Raw genomic sequence first — 12,238 nt, 5'->3', positions numbered from 1 at the left:
AGTCGGAGTCTCCTTAGCGTTGCCCTGTGACTACGACCCCTTCGCACCCCGACATTGTTCCTTTCGTTGCTCGGCGACGGTTTACGGCTGAGGCCACCCCTGCGGCCAGTGCACAGGCTCGGGGCGTGCCGGGAGCGGGTGGCGGCGCTGGCCTCGGCTCTGGGGCGGCAAACGGGGACGCAATGACGCGGGCACTCCACGAGTTCGGCCCATTAGCCCCCTACGTTGGGCGCCCGAACACCACCGACGTGTTCGTCAACGGTGCCCAGAATGTCTGGATCGACCGTGGCGGAGGGCTCGAACTCGTCGGCGATGTCGGCATGACCGAAGCAGATCTCCGTGCGCTCGCCATCCGCCTCATTAACCTCGGTGGACGCCATGTCGACGAAGCGACTCCGTGTGTGGATGTTCGGCTCGCCGGTGGGGTGCGCGTACACGCTGTTCTCCCTCCCATCTCCGCCACCGGCACCCTGCTCTCAATCCGTGTGCCCAGCCGAGAACCGTTGGGGTTGGCAGAACTCGACTTCGCTGGCTTCTTCAACGAGGTGCCGCTGCAGCGAGTGAAAGCCCTCATCGACGGGAGGGAGAATGTGCTCATCTCGGGCGCATCAGGAGCCGGAAAAACCACGTTTCTTGGCGCACTGTTGGCGGCGGCATCCGACACCGAACGCATCGTCGCTATCGAAGATGTCGCGGAGCTGCGCGTCGAACACCCACACTTTGTATCGCTCGAGGCGCGTCAAGCCAACCTCGAAGGTGCCGGCGGCTACGGGCTGCCCGCGCTGGTGCGCGAAGCTCTGCGAATGCGCCCCGATCGGCTCGTCGTCGGCGAATGTCGGGGCGCGGAGATCCGCGAACTCCTGAGCGCGCTCAACACCGGCCACGATGGCGGAGCCGGCACGCTGCACGCCAACTCGCTGAAAGACGTACCAAGCAGGCTCGAAGCGTTAGGGGCACTCGCCGGATTAGACGCGACCGCCATCGCACGCCAAGCCGTCAGCGCCATTGGTGCCGTGCTGCACGTGGATCGCGTCGACGGCCGCCGACGCCTCACCCACCTCGGCCGGCTCGTGCTCGACGACAACGACCGCCTCGCGATCGCCGAAATCGAATGAAACGCCCGCCATCGCAACTGCCCGACGTCGCCAGTGTCACCCAACGGCTCGCCGTGCTGCTGCACGCCGGGCTGTCTCCCACTTCGGCCTGGCAGCACGTCGCGCGCGGCCGCGCCGAGGGGGGCGTGGCGGCGGCGGTAGCGGTGGAAGGCAGCGATTCGGGAGGGGCTCCAGAACGTATTTCACGGGCATCCGCGGGTCTGCCAGCGTTGGATCGGCAAGCGTGGAACTCGCTTGCCGCCGCGTGGTTTGTTGCGGGTCAAGTCGGGGCCCCGCTGGCCGGTGCGCTCCGAACCCACGCGCGGGCATTACGGATGCTCGTGCACATCCAGCGCGAAGTAGCCACCGCCCTCGCTGCCCCCGTCGCCACCGCGCGCATGGTCTTGGCGTTGCCCGCCGTTGGACTCATCTTTGGAGCGCTACTGGGTTTCGACACCCTGGGAGTGCTCTTCACGACACCGATCGGGTGGGGGTGCCTCGCGGTCGGCGGTGGGCTCATCGTGATCGCTGTGAGGTGGAACAACAGGCTCGTGCGGTCGGCGACGCCCACACGCGCAGCACCCGGTCTCGAGTGCGAACTGATGGCCGTTGCGGTCTCAGGTGGTGGCTCACTCGTGCAGGCGCGAGTTGTTGTGACGCAGGCCCTGGAACGCTTCGGGTTGCCCGGGGACGGCTCCCACCTCGACGAGGTGCTGCAACTCTCTCAAGAGGCCGGAGTACCTGCCGCTGAACTCTTGCGGGCTGAAGCCGACGAGGTGCGGCTGGCGGCCGACGCGGAAGCTCGCGCCGGTGCCGCAGCGCTCTCGGTGCGGCTCATGCTTCCGCTCGGGCTCTGCGTGCTCCCGGCCTTCATGGTGCTCGGAGTGCTGCCGCTCATGGTCGCGGTCATCTCATCCACCGTTGCCGGGTTCTAGCGGTGTTCCACACATCGGGCCCTGCTGAGTCGCGCGACCCCCGCTCTCGGCAGGCTGGAGTCACTCGGCCGCAGACTGCGCGACAGCGCACGAAGGAGTACCTCATGAATGATCCGCACCTTGTTCCCTTGCCCATTCTCGAACCGGGCCGTGCCCGCTGCCTCCGGTTCGGCGACGCGGGGATGTCGCTACGTGCGCGCCAGCTCCGTGCCCGCGTGCGCACCCGCCTGCGCTCCGAGCGCGGCGCAGCAACCGCTGAATACGCCATCACCACTCTGGCCGCAGTCGGTTTCGCCGGACTGCTCGTCGTGATTCTTCGTTCCGGAGAGGTGCGCGGCATGCTCACTGACCTCGTGCGCAATGCTCTCTCGATCCCGGCGTGATCGAGCACGAGCAGCGATAAACGAGCGTGGCAGCGTCACCGCAGAGTTTGCGTTGGCGTTGCCCGCTGTCGCCCTCGTACTCGTGTGCTGTCTCAGCGGGGTGCAACTCGCCGGGCTGCAAATCCGGTTGCAGGACGCGGCAGCTGGGTCAGCACGCAGCCTCGCTCGCGACGAAAGCTCCGGCACTGTCGCGGCTACCGCATCCGCTCTGGTCGCGTCAGCACGACTCAGTTCCCATCAGCGCGACGGCCTCGTGTGCGCCACGGTGAGCGCCCCCGCGCGCAACGCACTGCTCGGGCTGCTTCCGATCACGCTCAGTGCCACCAGCTGCGCTCTCGCGGGAGGCCAATAATGGCCACATTGCGGGCAGGCGCTGGGGTGACGGTGTGCGCTGCGCGTCGCCGGCTGAATGACGAACACGGTTCGGGCACCATCCTCATGGTCGGTCTCATCGCCACCGTTATCGCCGCCACTGCCCTCGTCATCCCTCTCTATTGGGCGCTCAGTGTGAGGCACGCGCTTGCCGGGGCGACCGACGCTGCCGCGCTCGCCGCAGCCGACACCGCGAGCGGGCTCATCGCTGGCTACCCCTGCGACAATGCGACGCGGCTCGCGAGTGCTAATGACTCCCTTATAGAGGACTGTGTGGTTGATGGGCGTATCGTGACAGTTACCGCTAGTCGCCGCATCCTCGGCATACTGGTCACAACGAGCGCTACAGCAGGCCCACCCCCAACCAGGGCGGATTAGGCAACTGAGCGGTCGGTGTGTGTATTGTGTCGCTGATAGTGGCGCTGCCACCGGTCAAGTGCGTCATCACCCAAGGAGTCCCGTGTCTGGCACCAAAAAGCTTGTCATTGTCGAGTCGCCCACCAAGGCCAAGACGATAGCCAAGTATCTCGGTGACGACTACGACGTGCTCTCGTCCGTCGGTCACATTCGTGACCTCGTCGAACCCCGCAACCTGCCACCCGAACTCAAAAAGGGCTCCCTCGGCAAGTTCTCTGTCGACGTCGACAACGGCTTCGAGCCCTACTACGTGGTCTCCGACGCCAAGAAGAAAACCGTCGCCGAACTCAAGAAGGCGCTCAGCGGAGCGAACGAACTCTTCCTCGCAACTGATGAGGACCGCGAAGGTGAGGCCATCGCCTGGCACCTCCTGCAGGTGCTGAAGCCCAAAGTTCCCGTGAAGCGCATGGTGTTCCACGAAATCACCGAAGACGCCATCGAAGCCGCCATCAACAACACCCGCGACGTCGACACCGCACTCGTTGACGCTCAAGAAACCCGCCGCATTCTCGACCGCCTCTACGGCTACGAAATTTCGCCTGTGCTCTGGCGCAAAGTCGGCCCCGGCCTTTCCGCTGGCCGCGTGCAGTCCGCCGCGACCCGCCTTGTTGTCGAGCGTGAACGCGAACGCCTCGCCTTCATCACCGCCAACTACTGGGATCTCATCGCCCAGCTCTCGCCCGACAGCGAAACCAACGGCTTCGAATCCAAGCTCGTGCGCCTCGACGGCAAGCGCGTTGCTGCCGGCCGCGACTTCGATGACCGCGGAAACCTCAAGGGCGAAGCAGTAGCGCTCGACGAGAAGGCTGCCCAAACTCTCGCAGACGCACTGCGGATGCCGAGTACCGCCATCACCGTAAAAACGGTCGAGACCAAGCCATATACGCGTCGCCCCGCAGCGCCCTTCACCACCTCAACGCTGCAGCAGGAGGCCGGCCGCAAGCTGCGCTACTCCGCACGCCAGACCATGAGTGTTGCCCAGTCGCTGTACGAAAACGGTTACATCACCTATATGCGAACCGACTCCTCGTCGCTCTCGCAGCAGGCCATCACCGCCGCCCGCACCCAGGCCGTTGCCCTCTACGGTGCAGACGCTGTGCCCGACAAGCCCCGTGTCTACGCCAGCAAGAGCAAGAACGCTCAAGAGGCCCACGAAGCTATTCGCCCCTCGGGAGACACCTTCCGCACGCCAAGCGAACTTCAGTCGACGCTGCGCGGAAACGACTTCAAGCTCTACGAACTGATCTGGAAGCGCACCGTCGCCTCGCAGATGGCTGACGCCAAGGGGTCAACGGCATCCATCACGATCGCTGCCGGCGAAGCTCCCGTTGCCGAATTCTCGGCCAGCGGAACCATCATCACCTTCCGCGGCTTCATGCAGGCCTACGAAGAAGGCCAAGACGAAGAGCGCAACGCCACCGCTGAGCCCAAAGAAGCGAAACTGCCTCCGCTCAAGGAAGGCCAGACGCTCACGCTTCTCGATATCGAAGCGAAGGGCCACGAGACTAGCCCGCCGCCGCGCTACACCGAAGCGAGCCTCGTCAAGAAGCTCGAAGAACTCGGCATCGGTCGCCCGTCGACCTACGCGTCGATCATCTCCACGATCATCGACCGCGGCTATATCACGCCGCGCGGCCAGGCCCTCGTTCCGAACTGGATTGCGTTCTCCGTGATCCGTTTGCTCGAAGAGTATTTCGGCGATCTGGTGCAGTACGACTTCACCGCTGGCATGGAAGACGACCTCGACCGCATCGCTAGCGGAACCCAGAACCGCGTTGAATGGCTGCAGTCGTTTTACTTCGGTGACGAGAAATACCGCGGCCTCCGCACCGTCATCGACAACCTTGGCGAAATCGATGCCAAGGAAATCAACTCGATGAAGCTGTCGGATGACGTGACGCTGCGCATCGGAAAGTACGGCCCATACCTGGAGACCCCCAGTGACGACCCGGAGAAACCGCGTCGGGTCAACATCCCCGAAGCGCTCGCGCCCGACGAACTCACCCTTGCCAAGGCGATCGAACTGATCGAAGCTCCCGTCGTCGGCGACCGTGTTATCGGTGTCAACCCGGAGAACGGCAAAGAGATCGTGGCGAAGGATGGCCGCTTCGGCCCCTACGTCACCGAGCTCGAGCCAGAACCCGAGCCTGTTCCTGAGCCCGTCGAAGAGATCGATCCCAAGACCGGCGAAGTGAAGAAGGCCAAGAAGCCTAAGAAGGCTGCCGTCGTGAAGCCGCGCACGGCTTCCATCTTCAAGACCATGGAACTCGACGCGATCGACCTCGACACCGCGCTCAAACTGCTCAGCCTGCCTCGCGTCGTCGGCCTCGACCCTGAAACGGGCGTCGAAATCACCGCGCAAAATGGACGCTACGGCCCCTATCTCAAGAAGGGTGTCGAAACCCGATCGCTCACGAGCGAAGACCTCATCTTCGACATCGACGTTGCCGGTGCAGTAGAGCTCTACGCCCAGCCCAAGTACGGCAACCGCGCAGCATCCAGTGCTCTCAAAGAGTTCGATGCTGACCCGGTCAGCGAGAAGCCGATCAAGATCAAGGATGGCCGTTTTGGTGCGTATGTAACCGACGGAACCACCAACGCCACCATCCCGCGCGGCGAAACCGTCGAAGACGTTGACTTCGAGCGTGCCGTTCAGCTGCTCGCCGACAAGCGAGCGAAGGGGCCGGTCAAGCGCAAGACGGCTGCGAAGAAGCCGGCAGCGAAAAAGCCTGCTGCGAAGAAACCAGCGGCCAAGAAGCCAGCCGCCAAAAAGCCGGCAGCGAAGAAACCAGCTGCTAAGACGACGGCGGCTAAAGCAACGGCAGCGAAGACGACGGCGGCTAAAACCGCTGCCGCCAAGAAGCCTGCAGCGAAAAAGCCTGCTGCGCCCAAGGCCGCCACTACTGAAGCGGAGTAGCGTGCCCGGATTGTTTATCACTCTCGAGGGCGGCGATGGCGTCGGTAAGACGACGCAATCGCAGCTTCTCGTGAAGTGGCTTGAAGAGGCCGGTCACACCGTTATCGTGACCCGCGAACCCGGTGGCACTGATCTTGGACTTGAGCTGCGCGAAATCGTGCTGCACCGCCGCGGCGACATGGATCCGCGCGCCGAAGCGCTCATCTATGCCGCCGACCGCGCTCATCACATCGCGACGCTCGTGCGGCCAGCACTGGAACGCGGCGAGATTGTCGTTCAGGATCGCTACATCGACTCCTCTGAGGCCTACCAGGGTGCGGGTCGAGTTCTCGGTTCTGACGAAGTGCGTGACCTCTCGCTGTGGGCTACGCAGAACTTGCTTCCCGACGTGACAGTGCTGCTCGATCTTGATTCTGCCGATAGCCGTAAACGCCTCGACAGCGCTCGCACTCGCTATGACCGCCTCGAAGCAGAGAAGCAAGAATTTCACACCCGGGTGCGCGAAGCGTTCCTCGAGCGTGCCGCGAAAGAGCCCGACCGCATTCTTGTGGTGGATGCCGCCCGCAGCGTGGACGACATCGCCACGACGATCCGTGAGCGCATTCAGAACCACCTCCCGCAACCCGCCTAGACTGAGCGCATGTCGTTGTGGGAAGGCCTGACGGGCCAAGCTGAAGCGATCGCCGTTCTTGAGGCCGCCGCCTCGTCATCGGCGTTGGGCAGTGCAGGTCAGTCGTCGATGACGCACTCCTGGTTGATCACGGGGCCGCCCGGATCTGGCCGCTCCAATATTGCCTATGCCTTCGCTGCTGCGCTGCTTGGCACACGCGGTGATGAAACCGAAGAGTCGGTCTACAAGCAGGTTGTCGCGCGCACGCATCCTGACCTCGGTGTGCTCAGCACTGAACGCGTCATCATCTCGATTGATGAAGTGCGCAAACTTGTCGCGTCATCACAGTTCTCGCCGTCGGTCGGCCACTACCGCGTCATGATTATTGAGGATGCCGACCGCATGGTCGAGCGCACCTCCAACGTTCTGCTCAAAGCACTCGAAGAGCCACCACCGCGCACCGTGTGGATTCTGTGCGCGCCCAGCGAAGCAGACCTCATCCCCACCATCCGTTCGCGCGTGCGCAGCGTTCGCCTCCGCACCCCCGCGATCGAAGACGTCGCCCAGCTGCTGCAAGACCGCGATGGCGTCGCACCCGACATCGCCCTTCGCGCGGCGCGGGAAGCCCAAAGCCACATTGGCATGGCCCACCGTCTCGCAACCAATTCAGAGGCCCGCGAACGACGCGAACAGGCGCTGACAACGGTGCTCAACATCCGCACTGTCTCAGACGCTGTGATCGCCGCCTCCCTCTTGCTGGAGCTGTCGAAGGCGGATGCCACGGCCCTCACCGAAGAGAAGGACGCCCACGAACGCGAGTCAGCGCTTCGCTCGCTCGGTGTTGCCCCCGGCGGCACTATCCCGCCGGCGCTGCGGGTGCAGCTTAAGAACCTCGAAGAAGACCAGAAGCGCCGGGCGACTCGGAGCCTCCGTGACGGCATTGACCGCATCATGGTTGACCTGCTGTCGCTCTATCGCGACATTCTGTTGACCCAAATCGGTGCCCCGGGAGAACTCATTAACCTCAGCATCATCAACAACATCACGGCCGTAGCGAACCGCACGACAGCGCCAGCGACGCTCGCCATCATGGATGGCATTGCTGAAGCGCGCCGTCGTATCGAAAGCAACGTTGCTCCGGCGCTCGCCCTTGAGGCGATGCTCGTGAAGGTTGCTGTATCGGGGCGCGGCGCATGACCCGTCGCACCTCCCGGGTCTTCGGGGTGACTGCGGTCGCGCTGGCTGTATCACTCGTCTTGAGCGGCTGTGTTTCCTGGTTCATGCCACCGGCATCCGGCACAACGTCGACGCCGACGCAAGAGGCTGTTGCCCCGAACCTGACGAAGTTCTACCACCAGGTGCTTGAGTGGGCGGGCTGCGGAGACGATCTGCAGTGCGCTACCGCCATCGCGCCGGTGGATTGGGAAAGCCCCGAGGGAGACACGATCGAGTTAGCCCTTGTGCGTCAGACCGCACGCGGCAACGACCGCATCGGGTCGCTGCTGGTGAACCCCGGCGGTCCGGGCGGCTCCGGCTTCGATTTCGTTGCCGACAGTGTGGATTACGCCACCAGCGAGGCGCTTCAGTCCCAGTTCGATGTGGTCGGTTTTGACCCTCGGGGTGTGAATCGTTCGACGCCGGTGTCGTGTTATTCCGACCCGGCTGAGCTCGATGAGTACATTTATGGGATCACCCCGGGCGAGAAGGGCAGCGACGAATGGATCGCCGCGGCGACCGATGCTTCCGCTCAGTTTGCTCAGCGCTGTAGCGAAGAGACGGGGGAGCTGTTGGGCTTCGTCGATACCCCCAGTGCTGCTCGCGACCTCGACATGCTGCGCGCTGCCCTGGGCGATGAGACGCTCAACTATTTGGGCTACTCCTACGGAACGTTGCTCGGCCAGGTCTATGCCGAGTTGTTCCCGGAGAAGACCGGGCGACTTGTGCTTGACGGTGCTGTCGACCCCGAGGCATCCGAATTCGAGGCCACTAAGGCGCAAGCGGAAGGCTTCGAGGGTGCGCTTGACGCGTTCTTGGCTGACTGCGCTGGTGCGAGCGATTGCCCGTTCACCGGTTCGGTGGAGCAGTCGCGCACAACAATTCGCACGCTGCTCGACCGCCTCGATGCGAGCCCGCTCACGAATGCTGACGGCCGCAAGTTGGGCAGTGCAACCATGTTCACGGCGATCATTTTGCCGCTCTACAGTCAAGATAACTGGGCGTATCTTCGCCAACTTTTCGACTCGGTAATGAGGGGCGACGCCAGCATCGCCTTCGATTTGGCCGACAACTACAACGGCCGCAGCGCTGACGGCACATATGCCGAAAATCAAACAGAAGCGTTCATAGCGATCAACTGTTTGGATGCCCGTGAGCCGGCCGATAACGACAGCATGCGTGCGCGGGCGGCTGAGCTTGCCGTCGCGGCTCCGGTCTTTGGCCCGCAGATGTCGTACGGTGACCCCGGTTGCGCGAACTGGCCCGTCGAGGCTAAACGGGATCGCGTGGCCATTGCTGCCCCTGGCGCGGCCGACATGCTGGTGATCGGCACGACGAATGACCCGGCGACGCCGTACATCTGGGCGCAAACCGTTGCCGACAACCTCGATTCGGGCCACCTAATCACCTACAACGGTGAAGGTCACACGGCGTACAACAAGTCGAATGAGTGCGTCAACGTGGCGGTAGAAGACTTTCTCCTCAGGGGTGAAGTTCCGAGCGCCGATCCGAACTGCTAACCGCTAGGCTCATGCGGTGAACTTCATCGCCGCAGCCCCAGCCTCTCGCGCTCGCAGGTTTGCCCTTGTGGTGCCGGCTCTCGCCCTCACTCTCGTTCTGAGCGGGTGCGCGAACCTTTTCTCGGAGCTTTTCGCACAGACATCGGAGCCGACGGGGGAGGCTGTGTCGGAGGAACTCGCTCCCTACTACGAGCAGGTTCTCACGTGGGTTGATTGCGATAACGGCGCTCAGTGCGCGACGGCGATTGCTCCGATGGATTGGGCAAACCCGTCTCCGGAAACGGATATCGAGATCGCCATGGCCCGGCATCAAGCGACCGGGCAAAGCATGGGCTCGCTGTTCGTGAACCCGGGTGGGCCGGGCGCATCAGGTTTTGATCTCATCCACGACGATGTCGATTTTGCGGTGAGTGCGAACCTGCGCGAGAACTACGATGTGATCGGCTGGGACCCGCGCGGGGTTGGCCGTTCGACTCCCGTGACGTGCCTCGACGACGCGGGTCTCGATGACTTCATTTTCGGTATTCCGGATTCAGCGGTTGGCAGTGATGAGTGGCTTGCCGAGAGCGAGCAAGCGGCCATCGATTTCGGCCAAGCGTGCCTCGAGAATACGGGCGAGATCCTCCAGTTCATTGACACTCAGAGCACAGTGCACGACCTCGATATGTTGCGCGCGATTGTGGGCGACGAGAAGCTGCAGTACTTGGGGTACTCGTATGGCAGCGATATTGGTTCGTATTACATCGAGAATTTCCCCCAGAATGTCGGGCGCATTGTGCTTGACGGCGCCACCGACTCGTCGATTTCGGTGTTCGAGGTTGGCCGCGTTCAGACGACCGGTTTCCAGCGCGCGCTCGAAAACTATTTGGCGGCCTGCCCGACGTCATTCGATGACTGCGCGTTCACCGGCGGAGTGGATGCTGCCTTAGCGACGATCCGCGAACTCTACGACCGCTATGACGCGAATCCGATTGCTGCCCCTGATGGACGCATGATGGATGCCGGAGTGCTCGATATTGCCATGAGTACGGCTCTTTACTCTCAGGATTCCTGGCCGTTCCTTAACGATCTTTTCTCGGAGGCAGCGCGGGGTGAGACGGATACCGCTTTCTTCCTTGCCGACTTCTATTACAGCCGCGACATTGACGGCAGCTACACCGACAACTCACTCGAGGCGTTTATCGCGATCTACTGCGTTGATTACCCCGTGGAGACCGACCCGGCGGTGCTCGTGAAGCAGCAGGAACTCATGCGCGAGGCCTCGCCAACGACGTACCGGGAGTTTCCACCAACGGGCGATCTGACCTGCCTGAACTGGCCGTACAAATACATCGGGCCCGAGATCACCGAGCTGACCGGTGAAGGGGCACCGCCCGTACTGATCATCTCCACCACGGGCGACCCGGCGACGCCCTACGAGTGGGGAGTCGCACTCAGTGAGCAGCTGCAGAGCGCCCAACTCATCACCTACAACGGTGAAGGACACACTGCCTACAACGGTGGTATCGGCTGCATCGACGGGGCTGTCGACGCCTATTTCATCAATGGCGTTGTGCCGAATGACGATCCAGATTGTGGCGCATAACGGCCAGTTGGTGTTGTGGGCTTTCGGGCCCGAAAACTTCGGCTAAGCTATCTTGCTGTGCCTCATGAAAATGTGGCCGGCCGCCTTAGCTCAGTTGGTAGAGCATCTCACTCGTAATGAGAAGGTCGTCAGTTCGATTCTGACAGGCGGCTCCGTTCACTCACGAGGGTCAGAGAAATCTGGCCCTCGTTGTGCGTTGTGGTGGCGGCAAACTCTCATACCGGAGTCTTAAGCTGGAGGTATGAAGTACCGCAACGAACCCATCTACACCGCAGCCATCGGCGCTGGCCGCGCCATGTTCGGCGCGCTTCGCGTGCGGCGCACCGTAATCGGATCGCAGAATTTGCCCGCCGAGGGTGGGGCCGTATTCGCGATGACCCACTTCGGTTACCTCGAATTCGCGCTCGTCGAGTGGGCGTTATGGCTGCACAATCACCGTCGCATTCGATTCATGGCGAAGAAGAGCGTGTTCGAAAAACGTGTGGTCGGTTCGTTCATGCGGAACATGAAGCACATCCCCGTCGATATGAAGGCTGGCGCTAACGCCTACGCCTCCGCGGTTACAGCGCTGCGCACCGGGGAACTCATTGGGGTGTTTCCCGAAGCCGGAGTGAGTGCATCCTTCACCATCCGCGATTTCAAAACCGGTGCGGTTCGTTTGGCGGCAGAAGCAGGGGTTCCTGTGATCCCCATCGCACTGTGGGGTGGGCAGCGCCTCATGACGAAGAACCGCACGATCACGTTGCGCGAACGCGTGGGCATCCCGATCGTGATGGTCGTCGGGGACCCGATGATGGTTGCGCCGACGGATGATGCAACAACGGCAACTGCGCGGCTCAAGAGGACAATGGAGGGGCTGCTCGAAACGGCACAGAAGGCCTACCCCCTCGACGGCACAGGTCAGTGGTGGCAGCCGCGGCACCTCGGCGGAACTGCGCCGACGCCAGACGAGGCGGCAGCGGCCGATGCCGAACGTGATCTGCGACGCGCAGAAGCTGCACGCAAACACAAATAAGGCCCCCATTGTCCCCAGCGCCAATAGCGGCAGTTTCGGGCCACGAGGGTGTCCCCCAAACAGAGGATAGACCCGTCACCCAGACCCCCCATTAACGGGTATTTCCTTATGTTTCCGGGGTTTTTCCCTTGTGGAACGCTGCTTTCGCGCCTAGTTTTGGCAGCAGGAAGCAGAG

The 12,238-nt window shown here is 62.7% G+C and carries 11 protein-coding genes and 1 tRNA gene; all 12 read left to right on the top strand.

Translation table 11 applies throughout. The annotated features are described in order from the left end of the window. The first annotated feature begins 26 nt into the window (after positions 1-26). Positions 27-1,115, top strand: coding sequence for a TadA family conjugal transfer-associated ATPase (locus I6E73_RS12095; RefSeq protein WP_197125906.1), 1,089 nt, complete (start codon positions 27-29; stop codon positions 1,113-1,115). Beyond that, a complete protein-coding gene (locus I6E73_RS12090; protein ID WP_197125898.1) occupies positions 1,112-2,029 on the top strand; it encodes a type II secretion system F family protein in 918 nt (305 codons plus the stop codon). The genes I6E73_RS12095 and I6E73_RS12090 overlap by 4 nt, the downstream gene beginning before the upstream one ends. 104 nt (positions 2,030-2,133) lie before the next feature. Then, positions 2,134-2,412, top strand: a complete 279-nt coding sequence (locus tag I6E73_RS12085) for a DUF4244 domain-containing protein (RefSeq protein WP_231600912.1) — start codon at positions 2,134-2,136, stop codon at positions 2,410-2,412. Continuing rightward, positions 2,390-2,764, top strand: coding sequence for a TadE family type IV pilus minor pilin (locus tag I6E73_RS12080; protein WP_231600911.1), 375 nt, complete (start codon positions 2,390-2,392; stop codon positions 2,762-2,764). Before I6E73_RS12085 ends, I6E73_RS12080 begins: the two co-directional genes overlap by 23 nt. Continuing rightward, positions 2,764-3,162: an Rv3654c family TadE-like protein gene (locus I6E73_RS12075; RefSeq protein WP_197125890.1), complete on the top strand. Its 399-nt coding sequence runs from the start codon at positions 2,764-2,766 to the stop codon at positions 3,160-3,162. The genes I6E73_RS12080 and I6E73_RS12075 overlap by 1 nt, the downstream gene beginning before the upstream one ends. 82 nt (positions 3,163-3,244) lie before the next feature. Further along, entirely contained in the window at positions 3,245-6,118 is a 2,874-nt protein-coding gene (topA, locus tag I6E73_RS12070) for a type I DNA topoisomerase (RefSeq protein WP_197125888.1), read from the top strand. Between the two features lies 1 nt (position 6,119). After that, on the top strand, positions 6,120-6,749 hold the full coding sequence (gene tmk / locus I6E73_RS12065; protein ID WP_197110407.1) for a dTMP kinase: 630 nt from the start codon (positions 6,120-6,122) through the stop codon (positions 6,747-6,749). Positions 6,750-6,758: 9 nt separating this feature from the next. Next, on the top strand, positions 6,759-7,925 hold the full coding sequence (locus tag I6E73_RS12060) for a DNA polymerase III subunit delta' (protein WP_197125886.1): 1,167 nt from the start codon (positions 6,759-6,761) through the stop codon (positions 7,923-7,925). Further along, positions 7,922-9,463 carry an alpha/beta hydrolase gene (locus I6E73_RS12055; protein WP_197125884.1) on the top strand — a complete coding sequence of 514 codons (1,542 nt, stop codon included), beginning with the start codon at positions 7,922-7,924 and terminating at the stop codon, positions 9,461-9,463. Before I6E73_RS12060 ends, I6E73_RS12055 begins: the two co-directional genes overlap by 4 nt. A 16-nt stretch (positions 9,464-9,479) precedes the next feature. After that, complete coding sequence (locus tag I6E73_RS14920) at positions 9,480-11,048, top strand: alpha/beta hydrolase (protein ID WP_197125882.1); 1,569 nt, start codon at positions 9,480-9,482, stop codon at positions 11,046-11,048. A gap of 79 nt (positions 11,049-11,127) precedes the next feature. Further along, a tRNA-Thr gene (locus I6E73_RS12045) sits at positions 11,128-11,200 on the top strand. Positions 11,201-11,289: 89 nt separating this feature from the next. Further along, positions 11,290-12,063: a 1-acyl-sn-glycerol-3-phosphate acyltransferase gene (locus I6E73_RS12040; protein WP_197125881.1), complete on the top strand. Its 774-nt coding sequence runs from the start codon at positions 11,290-11,292 to the stop codon at positions 12,061-12,063. The last annotated feature ends 175 nt before the right edge of the window (positions 12,064-12,238 follow it).

This window comes from Salinibacterium sp. SWN248 (genome assembly GCF_015864575.1).
Lineage (GTDB): Bacteria > Actinomycetota > Actinomycetes > Actinomycetales > Microbacteriaceae > Rhodoglobus.
Note: the sequence above shows the minus strand (reverse complement) of the source record. Positions and strands in the feature narration are given on the sequence as shown.

Excerpts from the sequence above, each read along its gene's own strand:
- I6E73_RS12085 (WP_231600912.1), top strand. The coding sequence starts at position 2,134 with ATGAATGATCCGCACCTTGTTCCCTTGCCCATTCTCGAACCGGGCCGT.
- I6E73_RS12055 (WP_197125884.1), top strand. The coding sequence starts at position 7,922 with ATGACCCGTCGCACCTCCCGGGTCTTCGGGGTGACTGCGGTCGCGCTG.
- I6E73_RS12040 (WP_197125881.1), top strand. The coding sequence starts at position 11,290 with ATGAAGTACCGCAACGAACCCATCTACACCGCAGCCATCGGCGCTGGC.
- I6E73_RS12090 (WP_197125898.1), top strand. The coding sequence starts at position 1,112 with ATGAAACGCCCGCCATCGCAACTGCCCGACGTCGCCAGTGTCACCCAA.
- I6E73_RS12060 (WP_197125886.1), top strand. The coding sequence starts at position 6,759 with ATGTCGTTGTGGGAAGGCCTGACGGGCCAAGCTGAAGCGATCGCCGTT.
- I6E73_RS12080 (WP_231600911.1), top strand. The coding sequence starts at position 2,390 with ATGCTCTCTCGATCCCGGCGTGATCGAGCACGAGCAGCGATAAACGAG.
- I6E73_RS12075 (WP_197125890.1), top strand. The coding sequence starts at position 2,764 with ATGGCCACATTGCGGGCAGGCGCTGGGGTGACGGTGTGCGCTGCGCGT.